Source organism: Microbacterium sp. (genome assembly GCF_047605725.1).
Lineage (GTDB): Bacteria > Actinomycetota > Actinomycetes > Actinomycetales > Microbacteriaceae > Microbacterium.
This window is the reverse complement of record NZ_JASGFE010000011.1, coordinates 13,221-35,778: the sequence shown is the minus strand read 5'-3', so window position 1 is coordinate 35,778 and position 22,558 is coordinate 13,221. Positions and strand designations below refer to the sequence as shown.

Sequence of the window (22,558 nt, the reverse complement as noted above, 5' to 3'; positions counted from 1 at the left end):
CCGCCGCGCCCGCCCGCCGGCCGGCCCCGCCCGCCGCGCCCGCCGCCGCACGAAGTTCGGAGAGTCGCGCGAAGTTCGGAGGATTTCGCGCGGATGCGCCGAACTTCGCGCACTTCTCCGAACCTGGTGAGCGGGGCCAGGGGCGGGTCGGCGCGCGCCGACAGGGGCCAGGGGCGGGGGCGGGCGGCCGGGTCAGGCCTCGCGGGTGATCGTCACGCTCACGTGCAGGTCGCTCTTGAACGTGCCGGCGTAGACGCCGCGCAGGGGCGGCACGTCGGCGTAGTCGCGCCCGCGGCCCACCAGCACGTGCCGGTCGCCGATCTCGGTCACGTTCGTGGGGTCGAAGCCCTGCCAGACGCCGGCGAACCACTCCACCCACGCGTGCGACTCACCGGCAGCGGCAACGCCGATCTCGGCATCCGCCCGCGGATGCAGGTACCCGGAGACGTACCGGGCCGGGATGCCGACAGCCCGCAGCGCCCCGAGGGTGATGTGCGCCACGTCCTGGCACACGCCCTTGCGCGCCTGCCACGCCTCGTCGGCGGTCGACTGCACGCCGGTCACGCCGCGCACGTACTCGACGGCGTCGCCGAGGGCCGAGGCGATCGCCAGCGCCGCCTCGGCGGGTTCGTCGTGCTCGGCGGCGATCGTGCGGGCGAGGTCGACGACCTCGGCGTGCGGCTGCGTGCGCGGGGTCTGCGCGAGGTGCTCCACCACGTGGATCGACCGCTCCGCCTCGCGCTCCAGCCGGTCCCACGTGATGCCGGTGCGCTCCAGCGGTCGCGGGCGCACCTCCACGAGGGAGCGCGCCGTGATCCGCAGCGACGAGTGACCGGCCAGCACGTCGAACGCCGCCACCCGCGTGCCGAAGTAGTCGACGTAGTGGTTCACGCTCGTGGGCGGGTCGATGTCCAGCTGCGAGCTCAGCACGAACTGGCTGTCGGTGGAGCCGGGCAGCATGCGCGCCTCGTTGTACGAGGCGGCGACGTCGCCGGGGTAGCTGAACCCGGTGGCGTGCTCGATGCGCAGGCGCTTCATGAGGTCTCTCCGATCCAGCTCGGCTCGGCCTGGGTCGGGAAGAATCGCGCGCGGATGGCCTCGGATGCCTCGCGGGTGACCTCCTGGACCTGCTCCATGTGCGCGGGCAGCTCGTCGAGGATCTCCGCGAACGGGCGGTACTCGAGGTCGTTGCGGATGCGTCCGAGCGCTCGGAGCACCGTGTTGGAGTGACCGACCCGGTCGGCGACAGGGTCGATCGCGCTCATGCATTCCTCGGCGCGACGGATGGAGTGGATGATCGAGCGCGGGAACAGCCGGTCCAGCAGCAGGAACTCGGCCGCGTACTTCGCCCCGGTCACACCGCGATAGGTGCGCAGATAGGCCTCGTAGGCCCCGCACGAGCGCAGGATCGTCGTCCACGAGGGACCGGATGCCTCGGTGAGCGAGCGCGTCGCCAGGATGCGCGCCGTCATGTCGGTGCGCTCGATCGACCGCCCCAGGGTGAAGAACTGCCAGGCCTCGTCACGGCTCGTCGAGGAGTCGATGACCCCGACCGCCAGTGCGGAGCGCTCGCGCACCCACTTGAAGAAGTCGTGCACCTTCTCGTTGTTGAGCTTTCGCGGCATCCGCGCGTACGTCGTGTTGAGCGTCTCCCACAGGTCGGTGGAGACGATCTCGCGCGCGCGACGGGCGTTCTCGCGCGCCCCCTGGAGCGAGTACGCGATGCTCGACGGGTTGTTGCGGTCGACGGCGAGGCGGGCGAGCACGTCGCCGCGCGTCACGCGCTCCTGCGCCGCCGCCGGGAAGGAGCCCATGACCGACAGCAGCGAGCGGCAGGCGATGTCCTCGTCGATCCACGGGTCCTCCAGCAGCAGCTGGAGGTGCACGTCGAGGATGCGCGCGGTGCCGTCGGAGCGCTCGATGTAGCGCCCGATCCAGAACAGCGACTCGGCGATGCGGCTCAGCATGTCGGCGCACCTCCCTGCTGCTGCTGCTGTTGCTCCTGCTGCTCGATGCGGGACCGTGGCCGGTCCTGCGGCGAGAAGCTCGGCTCGGCCTGCTGCTCGTAGATGATCGGGATCGCCTGGGTCGGCGTGGCCTGCTCGTCGACGAGGTTTCCGACGTCCTTGGTCGTGCCGTACTCGACCGGTGCGGGGGCGGCACCGCCGACGATCCAGGTGTCCTTCGATCCGCCGCCCTGGCTGGAGTTGACCACGAGCTGGCCCTCCGGCAGCGCGACGCGGGTGAGTCCGCCGGGGAGCACCCAGACGTCGTCGCCGTTGTTGACCGCGAAGGGGCGCAGGTCGGCGTGACGCGGGCGCATGCCGTCCTCCACCAGCGTCGGGATCGTGGAGAGCATGACGACCGGCTGGGCGATCCAGCCGCGCGGATCGGCCTTCAGGCGCCGGCGGAGCCGGTCGAGCTCGGACCTGCTGGCATCCGGACCCACGACCAGCCCCTTGCCGCCGGAGCCGTCCACGGGTTTGACGACGAGCTCGTCGAGCCGGTCGAGCACCTCCTCCAGCGCCCCCGGATCCTCCAGCCGCCACGTGTCGACGTTCTTCAGCAGCGGCTGCTCGGCGAGGTAGTAGCGGATGAGGTCGGGGACGTACGTGTAGAGCAGCTTGTCGTCGGCGACGCCGTTGCCCACCGCGTTGGCGATCGTGACATTGCCCAGCCGCGCGGCGAGCATGAGGCCGGGGGCGCCCAGCATCGAGTCGGCGCGGAACTGAAGCGGGTCGAGGAAGTCGTCGTCCACGCGCCGGTAGATGACGTCGACGCGCTTGGGCCCACGGGTGGTGCGCATGAAGACGCGGCCGCCGACGCACAGCAGGTCACGGCCCTCGACCAGCTCGACGCCCATGAGCCGGGCCAGCAGGGTGTGCTCGAAGTAGGCGGAGTTGTACACCCCCGGCGTGAGCACCACCACGTTGGGGTCCTCGACTCCGGGCGGCGCGGAGGCGCGCAGGGCCCGCAGCAGCTTGTTCGGGTACTCGCCGACCGGGTGCACCTGCATGGACAGGAACAGCTCGGGAAGCGTCTGGGCCATCACGCGCCGGTTGGAGATCACGTAGCTCACGCCGGAGGGCACGCGGACGTTGTCCTCGAGCACCCGCATCTCGCCGTGCTCGTCGCGGATGAGGTCGATGCCGGCGACGTGGATGCGCACGCCGTTGGCGGAGTGGATGCCGGCCGCCTGGCGGTAGAAGTACTGCGACGAGGCGATGAGCTTGGCCGGCAGCACGCCGTCGCGCACGCAGTGCTGATGCCCGTAGGCGTCGTCGAGGAAGGCCTCCAGCGCCCGCACGCGCTGGGCGACGCCGGCCTCGATGCCCGTCCACTCCGCGTGGTCGATGACCCGCGGCACGGCGTCGAGCGGGAACGGCCGCTCCTCGCCGGCGAAGTCGAACGTCACACCCTGCGCGAGGTAGGAGCTGGCCAGCGACTCGGTGCGGCCCCGCAGCTCCTCCTGCGTCATCCTCGCGAGCGCGTGGTAGAGCTCGCGGTACGACGCGCGCGCATCGGCGGTCGCGCCGGCGTGGGCCGGCTCGTGGAACATCTCGTCGAAGGCGGGAACGCCGGAGGGGGTCTTCCGCGGTGCCAGCGTGGAACCGTAGCCGTCGAACAGGTCACCCATGCGCACGAGCCTAGTGGCCGGAATGTTACCGGGACATGACCGCGCCGAACGTTGCCCTCTGTTCGCGAGACCTCAGGTCTGCACCGTTTTCAACGTCAAAGCGTTGCAGACGGGAGGTTTCGCGAGGGCCGGATGGCGGCGGGCGCGGGGCGAGGGGCTCAGGGGGCTCAGGAGGCGCGCGAGGCTCAGGAGGCGCGCGAGGCTCAGATGACCTCTTCGCTCCACGGATCGGGGATGCCGTGGCGATGCGCCGTGATCGAGATCGCCTGCTCGCGCAGGAACGGCAGCAGCTCGAGGCGACCGGCCGTGGTGACCTCGTCGGCGAAGACGGGGAGGTCCGCACCGCCGGCGAGCGCGTCGACGATCGCCCAGCGCACCGTCGCGACCGCCCCCGGGGGGCCGATCAGCCGCACCCGCTCCGCACGCGGCGGGATGCCGTCCTCGTCCGCGTCGTCGGTACCGGGATCGGGCCGCGCCGGCGCGGCCGTCAGGCGCTGGATCCACTCCTCGTCGGTCTCCACGAACACCGGCACGCGGTGCTCGCCGAGCACGCGGCGCACCGAGGAGGCGAGCCCCGACGCCGAGCTGAGCGTGAACGGCGACCCCGCCCGCACCGCCGCGACGACCACGCGCAGCACGCGGTGCCACTCGGCATCCGTCGTCGCCCGGATGCCGACAGGCACCGGCCGATAGCGGAACAGATTCCGCTCGACGCCGAGCTGGGAGACGTCGCGCACCTGGCCGTACTCGCGGCTCCAGGCCAGCGCATCCGATAGGGCGCCGCGACGCAGCCACTCGAACCCGTCGTAGCCGAGCGTGGGCTGGGCCGCCTCGATGACCTCGGCGATGCGCGAGTCGAGGCCCCTCAGGTGCAGCGTGGAGGACTGCGAGCCGCCGCTCGAAGCCCGCCAGGAGCCCAACCCGACCAGCCGGTTCGGGCCTCCCGTCTTGCCGCCCGCGCCGCTGCCGCCGAAGGGCTGGCGCTGCACGATCGTCCCGGTCGTGTCGCGGTTGACGGCGAGGCTCCCCGCCGGGGCGCGCTCGAGCCAGACCGCGAGGTCCTCGGCGTTCTGCGTGAACAGCCCCGCCGCCGCGGCCGGGCCCGCCTCGTCGAGCAGCTCCAGCGCGCGGTCGAGCGAGGGCGCGTGCATGAGGGCGAGCACGGGGGCGAGGAACTCCTCCCGGTGCATACGGGATCCCGGCTGCACCCCCACGCGGATGCCGGGGGTCCACAGCCGCCCGGCCAGGGCGGGACCGGCATCGTCGACCCGGCGCGGCGCGACCAGCCAGCTCTCCCCCTCGGCCAGGGTCGTCAATGCCCACTCCGCCGTCCCCCGCGCAGGCTCGGCCATCGGCCCCACGTCGGTGCGGGGGTCGGTGGGAGCGCCGACGCGCAGCGCCGCGGTGGCATCCACGAGCTGCCGCACGAATCGCTCCGACCGCGCGACCGACCCGACGAGGATCGCCAGCGACGCGGCGGAGCGCTTCTGCCCGGCGTTGCCGAAGGCGCTGCGCACAAGGCTCGAGGCGGCGAGGTCGAGGTCGGCGGAGGGCATGACCACGACGGCGTTCCTGCCGCCGGTCTCGGCCTGCAGCACCAGTTCGGGTCGCCACGAGCGCAGCAGCGCCGCCGTCTGCTCCGAGCCGTGCAGGAGCGCGCGGTCGAGGTGCGGATGGGCGACCAGCGCGCGCCGCAGCTCCTCCGTCGCGGGAACGGCGAGCGTCAGCAGCGCGCGCGAGACGCCCGCAGCCCAGAGCGCCTCGGCCACGACCGCCGCGGCGCGCACCGCGCCCGGCGCCGGGACGAGCACGACCCCCGAGCCGGCGGCGAGGGCGGCGAGCGCGCCGGCGGCGGGGCTCGCGATCGACCGGCCCTGCTCGGATGCCACGAGCGTGACCCGCGCGGGCACGAACACCGCCCCGCTGACCCGGTCCAGCTCCTTCGCGGTGGCGGCATAGTAGGCGGCGAGGTCGACCGCCTCATCGATCTCCGCGTCGGCCTCGGCGAGCACGGTGCCCGGCTCGGACGCGGCGACCTCGATGAGCATGCCCCGACGCTCCTGCAGCGCCCGTGCCGCGGCCAGCAGCACGGTCGCACGCTCTGCAGCGGGTGTCGCGCCCCACGCGGCCGCCGCCTCCCGCGTGCCGGTGACGGCCGCCTCGAGCGCCTCGGCGTCGGTGATGCGGGCGGCCTCGGCCACGGCATCCCCGGCCGTCGAGTCCGCCGCACGGGAGAGGGCCTCGCGCGCGCGCTCGCGGGTCTCGGCCGAGGTCGGGTCGGTTGCCGGCACGTTGCGGAAGCCCGGCGCGCCCAGCGCGGGGGCGGACGACTCGCGCGGCGAGAACACCGCGGTCTCGACGAAGGCGTCGCCGCCGAACAGCTGCTCGACGCCGGCGGGTTCGAGCGGCTGCGTGTCGGCGGCGGCGGCCGCAGCGATGCCGAGGACGGCCTGAGTGAGTCCAGGGTCGGACGACGACGTCGGGGTGCGGAGGATGCCGGTGTCCACCGCCCGGGCACGGCGGCGGCCGGAGCCGAGACCCGGATCGCCGGCGCGCGCCAGCGCGGCAAGGAGGCGCTCGCCCTCGCGCGCGGACAGCTCGGGGTCGGCGGAAAGCTCCGCGGCCGCGCCCAGCACGCTCCGTCCGGCGGCGTCGTGTTCGAGCCGTCGCACGAGGTGCCCGATCGCCGCGTCGAGCTCGTGCGGCTGCGCGGCCGGCACGTGCAGCACGACCTGCCCGGTCTCGCGCGCCACCGCGGCCGTCTGGCCCTGCGCGACGCCCGACAACTGCTCGATCTCGACGTCGGCGCGCACCCCGCGCTCGCCGGCGAGCTCCCATGCGTAGGCGACGTGCACGAGGTCACGGGAGGCGACACCGACCCGCACGGCGGCGGTGTGCTCGGGGCGCAGCGCCTCGTCGAGGCAGCGCACGTGGTTCGCCTCCGCGTCCAGCGGCGCGTCGTACACCGCGGGAGTCCAGCCGTGCAGCGCGGCATCCACGCCCTCCAGCGCGAGGTTCGCGTCTTTGACGAGGCGCACGGCGATGCGTGCACCGCCGTCGGCGACGCGTCGTCGCGCCCACGCGGTGAGCTCGCGCAGGACGGCGTGCACGTCGGGGAACGCCGTCGGCAGGGCGACGCCTGCCTCGAAACCGGCCAGGCGCGGATCCTCCAGCAGGCGCGTGAACACCGCGATCGTGAGGTCGAGGTCGCGGTAGGCCGTCACGTCGAGGGTGATCATCGTGCCGCTTTCGTGCGCGGCGAGGAAGAGGGGCAGCAGGCGCTCGGCGACCTCCGCGACGGACTCCTCGAACCCCCACAGCGAGGCGCCCGGCGCGATCGAGGGCAGCGTCACGGTCACCTCGTCGACGTCGTCGCGCCCGACGAGGTCGTGGATGCCGTCGAGCCGGCGCCGAGCGGCATCCTCGCCCAGCACGACCTCGCCGAGCAGGTCGACGTTCAGCCGCGCCCCGCCCTCGCGGAGCTTCGCGAGGGCGGGCCCGAGCTTGTCGGGACGCGCATCGACGACGAGGGGCCCGACCAGCTCGCGCAGCACGCGGCGCGCGATCGGCACGGTCGGCGCGGGCAGGATCGGGGCGACCGCACCGCCGAGCCGCACAGCCCCGCGCAGATACCAGGGCAGGAGCGCGGGCACGAGCGGGGCCACGCGGCCCAGGTTCGCCGCCGCGGCGGCCAGGCTCTCCGGGCGCATCACGCCGTCGACGAATCCGACCGCGAACGGCAGGCCGTTCGGGTCTCTGAGCACCTCGGCCAGCCGCGCCGCCCCCCGGCTCGTCTCGGTCCCGGCGGCCTCGACCGCCCAGCGCTGTGCGAGGGCGACCGCCCGCTCCGCGGTGCTCGGCTCGGGGGTGCCGGGCTCTGCGGGGTCGGGCTCCAGGGTGCCGGGCTCTGCGGGGTCGGGCTCCGCGGGGGGTGTCGCGGGGGCCCCGGCGACGTTGTCTTCGGCGGGCGTCTCCTGCATGGCACCAGCCTATGGGCGAGGAGCGCGCGCCCGGGCGCCCGCCCCGGCAAGAGCCCGATGTCACCGCCAGAGACTGGGCGCGGCATCCCTCGTCGACGGCAGCGCCGACGCGGCGGCCCAGTCGGCGACCCACGCCGGCAGGGGCGGCAGGTCGTCGGGCCGTCCGAGCGCGGCGAACAGCTCGTCGTTGCCGACGATGCCGCCGCCCCGGCGCAGGAAGCGCGCCCGGACGATCATCTCGGCGTAGACCTCGCCGTCGACCACGGCGCGGTGGATGAGGTAGACCGAGCGGTCGTCGTGCCCGTAGAGTCGCGACTCCACAGTGAAGGGCTGCCACAGCGTCAGCGACTTGCGGAAGGTGATCGTCTCGCTGGCCACCACGGCGTACCAGCGGTGGGCGCGCATGGCGTCCCAGACCCCGGTCCGGATGAGCAGGTCGAACCGGCCGAGGTCGAACAGTGAGGCGTAACGGCCGTTGTTCATATGGCCGAGCAGATCGAGGTCGGTGGGGAGCGTGCGCAGTCGCACGCGACCGACGGCATCCGGCGCGACCTGCCCGCGACGGGCCCTCAGCACCCTCGCCCGCACGATCGTCAACAGGGTGCGCCAGATCACGTTCACGATGAGCGATGGTAGCCCGGCACCGACCCGACCGAGGATTCGTTGTCGGGCGGCCACAGGCCGATCCGCCGATTTCGTGCCGCGAGAGCGGCGGCGTAGAGTCGCCCCATGGAAGCCGAAGTGCAGACGGATGTCGTCGTCCGCCCGGTGCGCGACGTGGATGCCGAGGCTCTCGGGCGCGTCCATGCCGCCTGCTGGCATGAGACCTATGACCATCTCATCAGTCGCGCCGCGCTGGAGAAGGTCTCGCCCAAGCGGCTTGCCGAGCTGTGGACGCACTGGGCCAGTCAGGGCGAGGACTTCCGCATGGTCGCCGCGCTCGCCGGTGGTGAGATCGTCGGCTTCGCCGGGTCGGGGCCTGCCCGCGACAAGGACGCCCCCGCGTTCCGCGAGCTCTACTTCATCTACCTGCTGGATGCCTGGCACGGCACCGGCATCGGCCAGCGGCTGTTCGACGCCACGATCTTCGCCGGCGAGGCGGCCTATCTGTGGGTCGCCGACGACAACCCTCGCGCGCACCGCTTCTACGTGCGCAACGGGTTCGCGCTCGACGGCGCGGTGCACACCGAGCCCTTCCTCGGCGAGACGCTGACCGAGGTCCGCTTCGTCCGCTGACCCCGGGCGCTCCCCCTCCCCCTGCCCCCCTCCCCCTGCCCCCGAGGGTGCCACTTCCCCCCACGAGGGTGCCACTTCCCCCCGGCGAGGGTGCCACTTCCCCCGCGCGAGGTTTCGCGAGACCTCACATTCGCAACGTTTTCCACGCCGAACCGTTGCAAACGCGAGGTTTCGCGAGGCATCCGGTTCGCAGCGTCTTCGCGCGCGGGTCACCGCCCGCTGACGGTGCCGAACAGCCGGGCGATCGGAGCGATCAGCAGCGGTCGTGCGGCGACCCAGCCCGCGGCGACGACGATCATGGACGCGATGAAGATCCAGAAGCCGGTCCAGTTCACGGCATCCTGCCCCCCGTACATGTGATTGAGGTTGCGCAGGGCTCCGGTCGCGAACACGAGCGTCACGTGCACGACGATGAACGCGACGAAGTACACCATGACCGGGAAGTGCAGCGCGCGCGCCCACTCCACCGGGTAGGCGCGGTTGAGCGCGGGCACGTTCCTCGGCCACAGGCCCGACATGCGGTACCCGGTGACCGCGGCCAGCGGCGCAGCGACGAACACGGTCGTGCAGTAGGCGAGCTGCTGCAGGCTGTTGTAGTTGACCCAGCCGTTCTCGGTCGGCCAATCGAGTGACACGTACTGCAACACCGCGGAGAGGGCGTTGGGGAAAACCTCCCAGCTGGTCGGGACGATCCGCATCCACTGCCCGGTCGCGAACAGCAGCACGACGAAGACGAACCCGTTCACGAGCCACAGCACGTCGAGGGCCTGGTGGAACCACAGCGCGAGGCTGATCTTGCCCTTGCGGTCGCGGCGCGGCATCCAGAACTCGGTCGGCCGCTTTTCGGTGCGCACCCGCAGGCCCGAGCGGATGATGAGCACCATCAGGAACACGTTGAAGAAGTGCTGCCAGCCGAGCCAGGCCGGGATGCCCACCGGCGCCCCAACGGGCAGGGGATATTCGCCGGGATAGGTCGCGAGAAACCCCCGGAGCGGGTCGACGCTGACCAGCCACCGCACGGCCAGCACCGCCATCGCCGCGGCGTAGACGAGGGCGAGGCCGCCGACGACGACTGCGCCGGCCCACTGGACGCGCGTGTACGGTCCGATCCGGCGCTGCGGAGCGGGCGCGACCGGGCGAGCGGATGCCGCCCTCCCGGGCCACACCGTGCGGGTGTACGGCAACGGCGCGACGGGCGCCGGTGCGGATGGCCGCTCCGGCGGCAGTGCGAGCGTGGGTGACGGAGCATCGCCTGTCGGGGCAGGACGTTCCGGCTCGGCGACGACCCGTCCCGGTGCTGCGGGTGATGCGGGCGCCTGGAGCGGAGCCGTCTGCGGTGCTGCGGGCACGGCGGTCGCCCGGTGCGGAGCCATCGGCTGTGCCGCGGGCGGGGGCGATTGCGCTTCTGATAGCGGTCGTGGGTGCCGGGGCGTTTGCGGGGATCGCGGTGCTGAGGGCGTCCGCGGCACCGTCCCGGCCGGTGGCCAGGGATCCGCCCCGGGATGCCGCGGCAGCCCTCGCCGCAACGCCACCCCCGCGAGGGTGCCAGTTCCCTCCGCGAGGGTGCTCGTTCCCTCCACGAGGGTGCCGGTTCCCACCACGAGGGTGCCACCTCTGCCCACGACCGCGCCAGCCGGCGCCGTAGGCGTCTCGGCAGAGCGCGCAGTGTCGAGATCAACGACCCTCACGATCGGCCACGGCTCGCCGCCTCGCGTGCGCGGCAGGCCTCGCCTGAGTCGAGTCGGCACTGGAACACCGTCGTCAGCGAGGCGAGCAACTGGCACCCCCGCGGGGAGAACAGGCACCCCCGCAGGCGAAACAGGCACCCCCGCGGGCGAAACAGGCACCCCCGCGGGGGGCCACGGCTCGCCGCCGCGGGCCCGCGGCAGACCGCGGCGCAGGGTCGGCCCCGACGCGCCCACGGCTAGTCCTTCTTCGCCCGCAGCGCCGCGATCAGCTGCGGCACGACCTGGAACACGTCGCCGACCACCCCGAAGTCCGCGATGCCGAAGATCGGCGCCTCGGCGTCCTTGTTGACCGCGACGATCGTCTTCGCGGTCTGCATGCCCGCACGATGCTGGATGGCCCCGGATATGCCGAGTGCGACATACAACTGCGGCGACACCGAGACCCCGGTCTGCCCGACCTGGTACGAGGAGGGAACCCACCCGGCATCCACCGCCGCGCGCGAGGCGCCCACGGCCGCACCCAGCACGTCGGCCAGCTCATCGACGAGCGCGAACGCCTCGGCCGACCCGAGTCCGCGCCCGCCCGAGACCACCTTCGCCGCGCCGCGCAGCTCCGGTCGTGACGACGTCGCAGGCGCTGCCTCGAACGATTCGACCGCCGCCGCGGGCGCGCCGGATGCCGTGACGTCGAGCGCGACGGTGCGAACCTCCTGCGCGGCGGCCCGGGCATCGATCGAGCCCTGACGCATGGTCACGACCGGCGCGCCGAAGGTCGGCGCGGAGGTGACCTCGTAGGCACCGCCGTACACGGAGTGCTGCGCGAGCACGCCCTGGTCGTCGCGGGTCACGCCGACTGCATCCACCAGCAGGGCCGACCGCGTGCGCGCAGCGAACCGACCCGCCACGTCGCGCCCCTCGACGGAGTTGGAGATCAGCACCGCGTCCGGCTCGACCACGCGCGCTGCCGCGACGAGCGCGTCGACGACCGGCACCGTGAGGGCATCGCCCGCCGCGTCGGCGACCAGCACGACGGCTGCGCCCAGCGCCGCGGCCTCGGCGGCGAGCGCGTCTCGTCGCTCCGGCGCGCTCACGACGACCGCGACCGGCGTGCCGATCGATGCGGCGGCGCCCAGCAGCCCCGCCGCCGACGCCGCGAGGCTGCCGGCGGGAGTGGCCTCGAGCAGGACGAGAGACGAGTCCGTGGCGAAGTCGCTCATCACGCCAGCCTGTTCTCGATCAGGTACGCGGCAATCCTCTCGCCGGCGTCGCCCTCGTCGACGATCTTGACGCCCGCGCCGCGGGGCGGCTTCTCGGACACCGCGGTCATGATCGCCCGCGGGACGCTCAGGTCCTCGGCATCCACACCCAGGCCTTCGAGCGACACGGTCTCGAACGGCTTCTTCTTCGCCGCCATGATCCCCTTGAAGTTCGGGAACCGCGCGTCGGGCAGCGCTTCGGTGATCGAGATCACGGCGGGCAGAGCGCTCGTGACCCGGGCGGATCCGCCATCCGTCGCACGCGTGCCGGCCACGACGCCGTCGCCGATCTCGACCGCGGCCAGCGCGGTCAGCTGCGGCACTCCGAGCAGTTCCGCCAGCATCGCCGGTATGACGCCGCCGCTGCCGTCGGTGGAGACGTTGCCGGTGATCACGAGGTCGAACCCCACCCGGCGCACCGCCGCGGCGAGCACCTCGGCGGTCAGGCCGAGGTCGGCGCCGACCAGACCCTCGTCGACGACCTGCAGCGCGGAGCCCGCGCCCATCGCGAGCGCCTTGCGGATCGAGGTGACCGCGGACTCGGGCGACATCGACACGACGACCACCTCGGTGCCCGGATGCCCGTCGGCGTACGACAGCGCGACCTCGAGCGCCCGCTCGCCGATCTCGTCGAGCACCCGGTCGCCCGCCGCGCGATCGGCCAGGCCCGTCTCGAGGTCGAGTCTGCGGTCGCCGTAGGTGTCCGGCACCTCCTTGACGAGCACGACGATCTTCATTCCGCCTCCTCTCCCGAGTCTATGCAGCGGTCCCGTCAGCGGTGCCGGAAGACGGGCGGGCGCTTCTCACGGAAGGCGGCCATGCCCTCCTTCTGGTCGTCGAGGGCGAACAGGGACGTGAAGACCTGCCGTTCGAAGCGCAGCCCCTCGGATGCCGTCGTCTCCTGCGACGCGCGCAGCGCCTCCTTCGCGGCGTACACGACCGGCAAGGACCGCGCGGCGATCGCCTCGGCCGTCTTCGCGGCCTCGTCGAGCAGGTCGGCCGCGGGCACGACGCGGGAGACGAGACCCGCCCGCTCGGCCTCGTCCGCCTCCATCGAGCGCCCGGTCAGCACGAGGTCGGCCGCCTTGTAGTAACCGACCGCGCGCGGGAGCCGCTGCGTGCCGCCGAGACCGGGGATCACGCCGAGCCCCACCTCGGGCTGGCCGAATCGGGCGGTGTCGGCGGCGAGGATCACGTCACACATCATCGCGAGCTCGCAACCGCCGCCGAGCGCGAAGCCGGCGACCGCGGCCACGATCGGCGTGCGAACCCGACCGAACTCCTCCAGGCCCGCGAAGGGGTTCTGCAGCGCCATGTCGCGCATGCTCCTATCGGCCATCTCCTTGATATCGGCGCCCGCCGCGAAGGCGCGCTCCGATCCGGTCACGACGATGCAGCCGATGCCCTCGTCGGCATCGAACGCGGTCGCCGCCTCGGCGAGCTCACCCACCAGCACGGAGTTGAGCGCGTTGAGCGCCTCGGGCCGGTTCAGGGTGATCCAGCCGACCCGCCCGCGGGTCTCGACGAGGATCGTGGTGTACTCGGTCATGGGCTCATCGTCGCAGAAGGTGCCGGCCGATGATGACGCGCATGATCTCGTTCGTGCCTTCCAGGATCTGGTGCACGCGCAGGTCCCGCACGACCTTCTCGATGCCGAAGTCCTGCAGGTAGCCGTAGCCGCCGTGCAGCTGCAGCGCCTCGTTGGCGACCCGGAAGCCCACGTCGGTCGCGAACCGCTTGGCCATGGCGCACTGCATGGCCGCATCGGGCGCGTGCGTGTCGTAGGCGTGCGCGGCCTCGCGCACGAGCGCCCGGGCCGCCTGCAGCTCGGTGGCGAGGTCCGCGACCGCGAAGACGACGGCCTGGCGCTCGGCGAGCGGCTCGCCGAACGTGAACCGCTCGTGCACGTAGCGGATCGCGCGGTCGAGCGCCCACTGCGCGCCGCCGAGAGAGCACGCCGCGATCGACAGGCGACCGCCGTCGAGCCCGCTCATGGCGAGCGAGAACCCCTTGCCGAGCTGTCCGAGCACAGCGGATGCCGGGACCCGCACCCGATCGAAGATCACCTGCCTCGTCGGCTGCGCGTTCCAGCCCATCTTCTTCTCGGCCGGGCCGAACGAGAGCCCTTCGGCCTCGCCGGGGACGAGGAATGCGGTGATGCCGCGGGCGCCCGGCTCGCCGGTGCGGGCCATCACGACGTAGACCGCGGCCTCTCCGCCGCCGGAGATGAACTGCTTGACCCCGGTGAGGACGAACTCGTCGCCGTCACCGATCGCCGTGGTGACGATGGCCGCGGCATCCGACCCCGCGCCCGGCTCGGTGAGGCAGTAGGCGCCGAGGTCGGTCATGTCGACCAGTCCGGGCAGCCACCGCCGGCGCTGCGCTTCGGTGCCGTAGGCGTCGATCATCCACGCGACCATGTTGTGGATCGAGATGTACGCGGCGATGGTCGGGTCGCCCTGAGCCAGCTCTTCGAAGACGGCGACCGCGTCGGTGCGGGTGAGCTCGGTGCCGCCCACGTCCTCGCGCACGACGATGCCGCCGAGCCCGAGCTCTCCGGCCGCGCGGAGCACGTCGCGCGGGAAGTGCTTCGCCTGGTCCCACTCCAGGGCGTGCGGGGCGAGCTGCGACTGTGCGAACTCCCGCACGGCGGCGATGATCGCGGCCCGGTCCTCGTCGCTGAGCGGTGCAGGAGTGACAGTCATGCTCATTCGATCACGTCCTCGTGAGACATCGTGATGGCGTCATGCGTGCCGTGGTGGGCACGTCGCCATTCTACCCGGGCGCCTTCGGCAGGGCCGGGGGAATGTCGGTGGCCGCGAAGTCCTGCCCGACGTAGAGCAGCGGGTCGCCCGTGACGGTTGCGAGCGCGTAGCTGAAACAGTCACCGAGGTTCAGCTGCGCGGGATGACCGCTCCCCCGCCCGTAGTCGCGGTAGGCCTGCCGCGCGATGCGCGACTGCTCCGAGTCGAACGGCACGGTCTCGACGCCCCACGTCTGAAGCAGTCGATCGACCTTGCGATGCACCTCGACGCGCCCGTATCGCTGCACCACCGCGGTCAGCTCGACGAGCGTCACCGCCGAGATACGCGTCGCGGGCGACACGGCGAGCGCCTCCGCAACGGCATCGCCCTCCGGCTCCCGTTCGAGCACGGCCATGACCGCGGAGGTGTCGACGATCACCGCGGCACTCCCCGCTCGTCGTAGAGCTCATGGCGCTCGAAGTCACGCCAGGAGCCCTCGACCCCCTCGATGTCGTGGCGGATGTCGCGCACGAGATCCGCCGCTCGCCGCCGGCGATCGACCTCACGCGTTCGGACCCCGTCGGCGGCGAGCTGGTCGAGGCGGGCTCGCACGGCCTGTTCGATCGCGCTGGTCTTGTTCACTCCCGTGAGCGCGGCGAGCTCGTCCACCAGCGCGACCGTGCGCTCGTTCTTGATGTTGAGACCCATGGGTGTATTCTACCCTGCGATAGGTATATATCTACCCCGAACGGATCACAGCCGCTCGACGATCGTGGCGTTGGCCATGCCGCCGCCCTCGCACATCGTCTGCAGGCCGTAGCGACCGCCGCCGACCTCCAGCGCAGCGACGAGCGTGCCGAGCAGACGCGTGCCCGACGAGCCGAGCGCATGGCCGAGCGCGATGGCCCCGCCCCACGGGTTGAGGCGGGCGGGGTCGGCGCCGAGCTCCGCGGACCACGCCAGCGGCACGGAGGCGAACGCTTCGTTCACCTCGTACACGTCGAGGTCGTCGATCGACAGTCCGCTGCGTTCCAGGATGCGCCGGGTCGCCCGGATGGGCCCGGTGAGCATGAGGAGAGGATCGTCGCCGACGACGGAGAACGAGTGGAACCGCGCGCGGGGGGCGAGCCCGAGAGCGGATGCCGTCTCCTCGGCCATGATCAGCACCGCCGAGGCGCCGTCGGTCAGCGGCGACGAGCTCCCCGCGGTGATGCGCCACTCCAGGTCGGGGAAGCGCGCGGCGGCCTCGTCGGTGCGGAACGCGGGCGGGAGGCCGGCGAGCGCCTCGGCGGTCGTGTCGGCGCGGATCGTCTCGTCGACGGCGACCCCGCCCACCGGGAGAAGTTGCGAGGCGAAGCGGCCTGCGGCCGTGGCATCCGCCGCCCGCCGGTGGGACTCCGCCGCGTAGGCGTCGAGCCGCTCGCGGGACAGGTTCCAGCGCTGGGCGACGAGCTCCGCCGAGACGCCCTGGTTCACCAGGCCCGCGGGGTAGCGCTCGCGCTGCCGCAGCGAGACGGGCGACCCGCCGGCGGCCACCGAGGCGCCCAGCGGCACGCGGCTCATCGACTCGACGCCGCCGGCGATCACGATGTCGTAGGCCCCGGCGATGACCCCCTGCGCGGCGAAGTGCGCGGCCTGCTGGCTCGAGCCGCACTGCCGGTCGATCGAGACCCCCGGGACGGTCAGGGCGAACCCGGCCGCGAGCACGGCCTGTCGCGCGACGTTCATGCCCTGCTCGCCGACCTGGCTGACGCATCCCCACAGCACGTCGTCGACCTGTGCGGAGTCGAGGCCGTTGCGCTCCAGGAGCGCGGAGAGCACGTGCGCGGACAGGTCGACCGGATGGATGCCGCTGAGCGCGCCGCCCGGTTTGCCGCGCCCCGACGGGGTGCGGATCGCGTCGACGATGACGGCTGTGCGCATGGCGTCCTCCTGCCGTCAGCGTAACCCCGCGGCCGATCTCCGGGGCCGGGGCTCCGACGCCCTTCTGCCCGTCGGCGCCGCCCGAATCAGGCCCGCACGCAGGCTGGTTTCACCCGGCGAGCGCCGAAAGCACCCCGAAGACCTCATCCAGCCTTCGTCCGGGACGCTTTTCGTCGCCGCACCGGCCGGACGGGGTGCGGATCGCGTCGACGATGACGGCTGTGCGCATGGATCAGTCCTCCTCGCTGCCCGTCACCGGGAGGTTGCGGCGCCCGATGCGCTCCCGGGCCGCGACGTGATGGTCGATGGGCGAGGCGGACAGGACCGTCTGCACCATGGCGGTCAGGAACTGTTCGGGGCGGATGTCGGCGGGCACCGCGTCGAGGTCGATGCGCACTGCGGCGGCGGGATCGTCGTCGTCCCACGTCGCCAGGGCCAGCCCGGTCGCGGTGTAGCCGTTGCCCGCGGCCAGCACGTCGCGGAGCTTGCGCATCATGTCGACGGTCTTCTCGAACGCGGCCGGCTCGTGGTCGAGGATCGTCGAGCGCTGCACGAAGAAGAACCCGACCGCAGCCAGCGGATAGCGGCTGCGGAGGTTCCCCGCGTCGCCGTAGGCCTCCTCGAACCGGTTGGGGAGGTTCTTGCCGAACGACGAGACCTGGGTCTTCGTGCTCACCAGCAGCTCCGGCCCCCGGTCCCAGCGCGACATCACGACGTCGACCTGCTTCACGTAGGCGCGGCCGAGGATGTTCGCCGAGCTCGGCGCCACCGCCGGCATGCGCGCCACCCGCGCGCGCACCTCGTCGGCGAGGGTCCGCGGCAGCCGCTCCAGCAGCGCGGCGACGTCGCGCGGAAGGATGCGGGGGCGCTCCGGCCGCGGCCACACCTCGTCGCGCGCGAAGCCCGCCCGGCGGAGCTCATACGCCAGCCACGCGTCGACACCGTTGGCGAACGCGCCGGAGGCGGCGACCTTGCCCGCCGCGACCGGGATGGTCAGAAGAGAGCCGAGCAGGTCATAGTCGGGCGCGTACCGGGGCGCCTCGCCCGCCGCGTGCGCCCAGGGGTCGGTCGGCGGCGCCTGCGCGAGCACGGCGTCGAACGGGGAGAACGAGTCGGTCACGGCGCGCCGCCGGCAGGCTCCGCGCCGCGGGCGACCCGACGCGCGTGCAGCTCGCGACGCGCCGCCCTCAGCCGATCCAGCTGCGCGGGGGCGAGGGCGAACCCGGCGCCGCCGAGCGCGTCGTCCACGAGCACGGTCGCTGCGAGCAGGTCGCCGCTGGCGAGGGCGCGGCGCACGCCCGGGCGCACGGCCCGCAGCTCGGTCGCCGCGGCGCGCACCACGGCAAGAGACGGCACGAGCAGCGCATCGGCCTCGCGCGGCTCGATCTTGAGCATGCCGCCGCCGTAGGACCGCCCGACCAGCTCGGCCGACAGCAGGGTCGTGGAGTTGAGCGCCGCGACCGGCAGCAGCGCGCCGCCGAGCGCCTTCGCCTCGTGGGCGAGGTAGACCCCGTGCACGCTGTTGAGGTGGTGCGCACGGGCCCGGTTGCTCGTCAGGCGCGGGGTGTCGGCGTTCATGTAGGTGAGGAACAGGTCGGGGGGCGGGACCAGCGGCACCCGCCACCACGGCGTGCGCACGCGGCACTTGTAGGCGAGGTCGACGCCGGCCCGGTGCCCGGCCTGGATGTAGCGCCGCGCCGCGGCGGACGGCTCCGCCGCGGGCCGGAAGAGCGAGGTCGCCCTTCCCATCGCACCGAGCTCACGCATCCGGGTCGCGGTCAGGCTCAGCCCGCGCAGGTGCCGGCTTCCCGGCGGGGACAGCGGCACGAGCTCGTCGGCGCCGAGCCGGAGCTCGTCGGCGCGCTGCGGGCTGAGGCAGAAGAAGGCGTTGTTGCCGGTGACCGCGCCCAGCGTCGTTTCGCCCCAGTCCCCGAGCGGCGCGAATGTCCCACCTGCCGCGACCGCCGCATAGGCGTCGCGCGCGTCGGCCCGGAGCATCGAGGCGGTCCACTTCGCCGATGCGTCGTCGGGCGTCCACCGGTGGCTCGGCACCGCCTGGCCCAGCGCCTCGGCCGAGCGCACCTGGGTGATGGTCGCGTGACCCGCCCGCCCGCTCCGGTAGCCGTCGGCCATGACCAGCACGACCTCCTCGAGCACGCCGGGGAACACGCGCTCCTCGAAGAGCACGAGCTGCAGCTCGGCGAACTCCTCCAGGAGGAACCTCCGCACCGGGGCGGCGTAATTGACCGACAGCACCTCGGCCGGAATGACCAGGCCCAGCCGCCCGCCGCGGCGCAGGAACAGCGCCGAGTACACGACGAAGGCCGCCCAGCTCGACGCCAGCGCGCTCAGCCGCACTCCGGCGGCCAGCGCCGCCGCCCGCCCGGCGCTGCGGGAGCGGCCGGTGAAATCTTGGTAGCGGACGTAGGGGGGGTTTCCCACGACCGCGTCGACGTCGCCGGTGGGGGCGACGTCGAAGAAGTCGGCGACCTGCACCGTCGCGCGCCCGCCGACGGCGGTGACCAGCCGTCGCGCGGTCTCGGCCGAGTCCGCGTGCAGCTCGACGCCCCGCAGCTGCGCCGCCATGTCACCGGTGTGACCGAGCCGCTGCAGCCGCCGCGCCGCCGCCGTCAGGAACGCGGCCTCGCCGCACGAGGGCTCCAGCACCCGGTCGTGCGGACTGCGCACCGCCCATTCGGTCAGGTGACGGGCGACCGCGGGCGGCGTGAAGAACGCGCCGCGCGCCTTGCGCAGCTCGGGGGTATCGATCACGGGTGCCGTCGCCACGGAATCATCCTCACCGCCACCTCCGACATCGGCCACCGCGAGCCTACGCGCTCCCGGCATCCTCGTCGCCGATCGACACCTCGGATGCCTCGGCTTCACGCGGGGGGCGTCCTCGCGGCCGCATCGGCCGGGCATCGCGCGGCAGCCTGCCGGCGCGACGAAGCGCATCGCGCAGCAGCAGCTCGATCTGGGCGTTGACGCTGCGCAGGTCGTCGGCCGCCCACCGCGCGAGCGCGTCGTGGACAGCCGGATCGAGTCGCAGCGGGAGCTGCTTGCGTGTACTCAAGAGGGGTAGAGGGTCCCGGTGTTGACGATGGGCGAGGTCGGCTGATCGCTGCACAGCACGACGAGGAGGTTGCTGACCATCGCGGCCTTGCGCTCGTCGTCGAGGTCGACGATGTCACGGTTCGCGAGGTCGGCCAGCGCCAGCTCGACCATCCCCACCGCGCCCTCGACGATGCGGCGGCGCGCGGCCACGACGGCGTTGGCCTGCTGGCGGCGAAGCATCGTCTGGGCGATCTCCTTGGCGTAGGCGAGCTGGCTGATGCGCACCTCGACGATGTCGACGCCGGCAAGACCGACCCGCACGGCGACCTCGCGGGCCAGCTCGGCGGCGACCACGTCGGTGGAGCCGCGCAGCGACTGCTCGCCCTCGTGCGAGGAGTCGTACGGATAGGAGGTCGCGGTGTGGCGCAGCGCCGATTCGGCCTGCACGTGGACGAACTGCTCGCAATCGTCGACGGCGTAGACCGCCTTTGCCGTGTCGGCGACCTGCCACACGACGATGGCGGCGATGTCGACCGGGTTGCCGTCGGCGTCGTTGACCTTGATCGTCGCGGTCTCGAAGTTGCGCACGCGCACGCTCACGCGCTTGCGCAGCGCGAACGGCACGACCAGCGACATGCCCGGCCGGCGCACCGTGCCGATGTACCGCCCGAAGAACTCGACGGCGTACGCGTCGCCCGGCGCGACGATGACGAGGGCGGTGAGCAGGAGCGCGCCGAGCACACCGATCGCCACGTACAGCGCGGCGTACGTCTCGGGCAGGGTGAACCCCAGATACACCGCGACGCCGACCAGCGTGAGCCCGATCAGCCCCGTGACGATGCCGTCGATGCGCCAGGCCGGGCGCTCGGAGATCTGCACGCCGGTGCCGCCCACGACGGCGGACGGCTGCGGGTCGGTGACGCTCATGGGGACTCCTTCGTCGGGGAAAGTGATATCACTTTACCCCACGCGTGCCGCATCAGTCCCCGACGTGCCGCTCCTCGGGTCCGTCGTACTCCGACAGCGGCCGGATGAGGGCGTTGCGCGACAGCTGCTCCATGATGTGGGCGGTCCAGCCGGTCACGCGCGCCGCGACGAACAGCGGCGTGAAGGTGAGCGTGTCGAAGCCGATCAGGCTGTAGGCGGGCCCGGAGGGGTAGTCGAGGTTGGGGTGGATGCCCTTGCGGGCGACGAACTCGTCGGCGAGAGCGTCGTAGAGCGCCAGCACGTCCGGCCGGTCGTAGTGGGCGACCAGAGTGTCCAGCGCCGCCTTCATGGTCGGCACGCGCGAGTCGCCGTGCTTGTACACGCGGTGGCCGAAGCCCATGATCTTGCGCTTGTGCGCGAGAGCCTCATCCAGCCACGGCACGACGTTGCCGGCATCCCCGATCTCGTCGAAGATGTGCAGCACGGCCTCGTTCGCCCCGCCGTGCAGCGGGCCCTTGAGCGCACCCACCGCACCGACCACGGCCGAGTGCAGGTCGCTCAGAGTCGACGCGATCACGCGCGCCGTGAACGTCGAGGCGTTGAAGGAGTGCTCGGCGTAGAGGATCATCGAGCGGTTGAACGCGTCGACCACCACGGCATCCGGCTCCACGCCGAAGGTGACCCAGAGGAAGTTCGCGGCGTAGTCGAGGTCGTCGCGCGGCGCGACGGGCTCCTGGCCGCGACGGCGGCGCTGCCCGTAGGCGACGATGGCGGGGAGGGCGGCGAACAGGCGGATGCTGCGCTGCAGGTTCTCGCCGGGGGTGCCGCTCGCGTCGAGCACAGAGCCGATGCCGGCGAGGTCCGCCGCGCCCAGCGCGCTCAGGGCCGTCCGCACCTCGTCCATCGGGTGCACGTCGAGCGGCAGCAGGTCGATCACGGCCTTCACCTCGGGGGCGAGCGCGCGATGGGCGCGCTCGACGGCCCGCAGCGCGGCGAGCTGCTCGTCGGTGGGCAGCTCCCCGTGCCACAGCAGGTGCGCGACGGCCTCGAACGGCTGCGTGGCGGCGAGCTCCTGCACGGGGTAGCCCCGGTAGAGCAGGCTATTGGTCTCGGGGTTGACCTTCGAGATCGCGGTGGAGTCGACGACGACGCCGGCGAGACCCTTCTTGATGTCGGTCACACTCAGTCCTTCGTGATCTGGAAGTTGAAGACGTCCTGGTCGAACCTGTTGTACTGCTCGTAGTCGACGAGGTCGTAGAGGTCGGCACGGTGCTGCATCTCGCCGAGCCTTCCGGCGAGGTGTCCCTCATCGATCAGCGTATCGAGTGCGCGGTCGGCCGCGCCCATCGCGAGCCGCAGCAGTGAGACGGGCCAGATGACGAGGTTCACCCCGGCATCCCGCAGCTGGTCGACCGAGAACAGGTCGCTCTTGCCGAACTCGGTCATGTTGGCCAGGATCGGCACGTCGAGGGCTGCGCGCATCGCCTCGAACTCGGCGAGCGTGCGCATCGCCTCGGGGAAGATCGCGTCGGCACCGGCGTCGACGAGCGCCTTCGCCCGGTCGATGGCGGCATCCAGCCCCTCGACGGCACGGATGTCGGTGCGCGCCATGATCAGAAAGTCCGGGTCGCGGCGCGCGTCGACGGCGGCGCGGATGCGGCCGGTCGCGGTGGCGGTGTCGACGACGGCCTTGCCGTCGAGGTGACCGCAGCGCTTGGGGTTGACCTGATCCTCGAGGTGGCAGCCGGCAAGGCCCGCGTCCTCCAGCGTCTGGACCGTGCGGGCCACGTTCATCGGCTCGCCGAACCCGGTGTCGGCATCGATGAGGGCGGGAAGGTCGGTCATCCGGGCGATCTGCTGGCCGCGACCGGCGACCTCGGTCAGCGTCGTGAGGCCGATGTCGGGAAGGCCCAGGTCGGCCGACAGCACGGCCCCGGAGATGTAGACGCCCTCGAAGCCCTTGCGCTCGATCAGCCGCGCCGACAGCGGGTTGAACGCGCCCGGGAACCGCAGCAGCTCGCCGGAGGCGAGCCCCTCGCGCAGCAGCCGGCGCCTCTCGGCCGGCGTCGTGGTGGCGTAGAGCATCAGTTGCCTCCCTCGCCGTGACCATAAC

At 72.7% G+C, this 22,558-nt stretch carries 20 protein-coding genes; 1 reads left to right on the top strand and 19 read right to left on the bottom strand.

The annotated features are described in order from the left end of the window. Window positions 1-192: 192 nt before the first annotated feature. From QM641_RS03965 to QM641_RS03945, 5 genes are all read right to left on the bottom strand, one after another. Entirely contained in the window at window positions 193-1,038 is an 846-nt protein-coding gene (locus QM641_RS03965; protein ID WP_415113669.1) for a transglutaminase family protein, read from the bottom strand. Next, window positions 1,035-1,967, bottom strand: a complete 933-nt coding sequence (locus QM641_RS03960) for an alpha-E domain-containing protein (RefSeq protein ID WP_415113667.1) — start codon at window positions 1,965-1,967, stop codon at window positions 1,035-1,037. Before QM641_RS03960 ends, QM641_RS03965 begins: the two co-directional genes overlap by 4 nt. Beyond that, entirely contained in the window at window positions 1,961-3,637 is a 1,677-nt protein-coding gene (locus tag QM641_RS03955; protein ID WP_415113665.1) for a circularly permuted type 2 ATP-grasp protein, read from the bottom strand. Before QM641_RS03955 ends, QM641_RS03960 begins: the two co-directional genes overlap by 7 nt. A gap of 203 nt (window positions 3,638-3,840) precedes the next feature. Continuing rightward, window positions 3,841-7,617, bottom strand: coding sequence for a proline dehydrogenase family protein (locus tag QM641_RS03950; protein ID WP_415113663.1), 3,777 nt, complete (start codon window positions 7,615-7,617; stop codon window positions 3,841-3,843). A gap of 60 nt (window positions 7,618-7,677) precedes the next feature. Beyond that, the gene (locus QM641_RS03945) at window positions 7,678-8,238 is read right to left on the bottom strand and encodes a thioesterase family protein (RefSeq protein ID WP_415113660.1); all 561 of its coding nucleotides are present in this window, start codon (window positions 8,236-8,238) and stop codon (window positions 7,678-7,680) included. Between the two features lie 108 nt (window positions 8,239-8,346). On the opposite strand from QM641_RS03945, the gene QM641_RS03940 reads away from it, so the two are divergent. Further along, complete coding sequence (locus tag QM641_RS03940; RefSeq protein ID WP_415113658.1) at window positions 8,347-8,853, top strand: GNAT family N-acetyltransferase; 507 nt, start codon at window positions 8,347-8,349, stop codon at window positions 8,851-8,853. A 209-nt stretch (window positions 8,854-9,062) separates the two neighbouring features. Here QM641_RS03940 and QM641_RS03935 read toward each other — a convergent pair whose 3' ends face one another. The 14 genes from QM641_RS03935 to prpB all read right to left on the bottom strand — a co-directional run bounded on the left by QM641_RS03935 (window position 9,063) and on the right by prpB (window position 22,530). After that, entirely contained in the window at window positions 9,063-10,019 is a 957-nt protein-coding gene (locus QM641_RS03935) for a cytochrome b/b6 domain-containing protein (RefSeq protein WP_415113656.1), read from the bottom strand. 758 nt (window positions 10,020-10,777) lie between these two features. Beyond that, window positions 10,778-11,758 (bottom strand): electron transfer flavoprotein subunit alpha/FixB family protein, encoded by a 981-nt coding sequence (locus tag QM641_RS03930; protein ID WP_415113654.1) that lies wholly within the window; start codon window positions 11,756-11,758, stop codon window positions 10,778-10,780. After that, window positions 11,758-12,534, bottom strand: coding sequence for an electron transfer flavoprotein subunit beta/FixA family protein (locus QM641_RS03925; RefSeq protein WP_415113652.1), 777 nt, complete (start codon window positions 12,532-12,534; stop codon window positions 11,758-11,760). The genes QM641_RS03930 and QM641_RS03925 overlap by 1 nt, the downstream gene beginning before the upstream one ends. 35 nt (window positions 12,535-12,569) lie before the next feature. Beyond that, window positions 12,570-13,346, bottom strand: a complete 777-nt coding sequence (locus QM641_RS03920; protein ID WP_415113650.1) for an enoyl-CoA hydratase — start codon at window positions 13,344-13,346, stop codon at window positions 12,570-12,572. 4 nt (window positions 13,347-13,350) lie between these two features. Then, window positions 13,351-14,508, bottom strand: a complete 1,158-nt coding sequence (locus QM641_RS03915; protein ID WP_415113648.1) for an acyl-CoA dehydrogenase family protein — start codon at window positions 14,506-14,508, stop codon at window positions 13,351-13,353. Window positions 14,509-14,572: 64 nt separating this feature from the next. Continuing rightward, window positions 14,573-14,980 carry a type II toxin-antitoxin system VapC family toxin gene (locus tag QM641_RS03910; protein ID WP_415113646.1) on the bottom strand — a complete coding sequence of 136 codons (408 nt, stop codon included), beginning with the start codon at window positions 14,978-14,980 and terminating at the stop codon, window positions 14,573-14,575. Continuing rightward, complete coding sequence (locus tag QM641_RS03905) at window positions 14,977-15,249, bottom strand: type II toxin-antitoxin system VapB family antitoxin (RefSeq protein WP_415113644.1); 273 nt, start codon at window positions 15,247-15,249, stop codon at window positions 14,977-14,979. Before QM641_RS03905 ends, QM641_RS03910 begins: the two co-directional genes overlap by 4 nt. 45 nt (window positions 15,250-15,294) lie before the next feature. After that, a complete protein-coding gene (locus QM641_RS03900; RefSeq protein WP_415113642.1) occupies window positions 15,295-16,464 on the bottom strand; it encodes a thiolase family protein in 1,170 nt (389 codons plus the stop codon). Between the two features lie 232 nt (window positions 16,465-16,696). Continuing rightward, the gene (locus tag QM641_RS03895) at window positions 16,697-17,584 is read right to left on the bottom strand and encodes a hypothetical protein (protein WP_415113640.1); all 888 of its coding nucleotides are present in this window, start codon (window positions 17,582-17,584) and stop codon (window positions 16,697-16,699) included. Next, entirely contained in the window at window positions 17,581-19,251 is a 1,671-nt protein-coding gene (locus QM641_RS03890; protein WP_415113638.1) for an Eco57I restriction-modification methylase domain-containing protein, read from the bottom strand. Before QM641_RS03890 ends, QM641_RS03895 begins: the two co-directional genes overlap by 4 nt. Before the next feature lie 43 nt (window positions 19,252-19,294). Then, entirely contained in the window at window positions 19,295-19,537 is a 243-nt protein-coding gene (locus QM641_RS03885; protein ID WP_415113636.1) for a hypothetical protein, read from the bottom strand. Continuing rightward, a complete protein-coding gene (locus QM641_RS03880) occupies window positions 19,534-20,445 on the bottom strand; it encodes an SPFH domain-containing protein (protein WP_415113634.1) in 912 nt (303 codons plus the stop codon). The genes QM641_RS03885 and QM641_RS03880 overlap by 4 nt, the downstream gene beginning before the upstream one ends. 52 nt (window positions 20,446-20,497) lie before the next feature. After that, window positions 20,498-21,631 (bottom strand): bifunctional 2-methylcitrate synthase/citrate synthase, encoded by a 1,134-nt coding sequence (locus tag QM641_RS03875; RefSeq protein WP_415113715.1) that lies wholly within the window; start codon window positions 21,629-21,631, stop codon window positions 20,498-20,500. Then, window positions 21,628-22,530, bottom strand: a complete 903-nt coding sequence (gene prpB, locus QM641_RS03870; protein ID WP_415113632.1) for a methylisocitrate lyase — start codon at window positions 22,528-22,530, stop codon at window positions 21,628-21,630. Before prpB ends, QM641_RS03875 begins: the two co-directional genes overlap by 4 nt. Window positions 22,531-22,558 lie beyond the last annotated feature (28 nt).

Bases quoted from the DNA above. Each gene is read 5' to 3' on its own strand.
- QM641_RS03905 (WP_415113644.1), bottom strand. From the start codon at position 15,249: ATGGGTCTCAACATCAAGAACGAGCGCACGGTCGCGCTGGTGGACGAG.
- QM641_RS03965 (WP_415113669.1), bottom strand. From the start codon at position 1,038: ATGAAGCGCCTGCGCATCGAGCACGCCACCGGGTTCAGCTACCCCGGC.
- QM641_RS03915 (WP_415113648.1), bottom strand. From the start codon at position 14,508: ATGAGCATGACTGTCACTCCTGCACCGCTCAGCGACGAGGACCGGGCC.
- prpB (WP_415113632.1), bottom strand. From the start codon at position 22,530: ATGCTCTACGCCACCACGACGCCGGCCGAGAGGCGCCGGCTGCTGCGC.
- QM641_RS03955 (WP_415113665.1), bottom strand. From the start codon at position 3,637: ATGGGTGACCTGTTCGACGGCTACGGTTCCACGCTGGCACCGCGGAAG.
- QM641_RS03950 (WP_415113663.1), bottom strand. From the start codon at position 7,617: ATGCAGGAGACGCCCGCCGAAGACAACGTCGCCGGGGCCCCCGCGACA.
- QM641_RS03900 (WP_415113642.1), bottom strand. From the start codon at position 16,464: ATGCGCACAGCCGTCATCGTCGACGCGATCCGCACCCCGTCGGGGCGC.
- QM641_RS03880 (WP_415113634.1), bottom strand. From the start codon at position 20,445: ATGAGCGTCACCGACCCGCAGCCGTCCGCCGTCGTGGGCGGCACCGGC.
- QM641_RS03940 (WP_415113658.1), top strand. From the start codon at position 8,347: ATGGAAGCCGAAGTGCAGACGGATGTCGTCGTCCGCCCGGTGCGCGAC.
- QM641_RS03960 (WP_415113667.1), bottom strand. From the start codon at position 1,967: ATGCTGAGCCGCATCGCCGAGTCGCTGTTCTGGATCGGGCGCTACATC.
- QM641_RS03920 (WP_415113650.1), bottom strand. From the start codon at position 13,346: ATGACCGAGTACACCACGATCCTCGTCGAGACCCGCGGGCGGGTCGGC.
- QM641_RS03930 (WP_415113654.1), bottom strand. From the start codon at position 11,758: ATGAGCGACTTCGCCACGGACTCGTCTCTCGTCCTGCTCGAGGCCACT.
- QM641_RS03925 (WP_415113652.1), bottom strand. From the start codon at position 12,534: ATGAAGATCGTCGTGCTCGTCAAGGAGGTGCCGGACACCTACGGCGAC.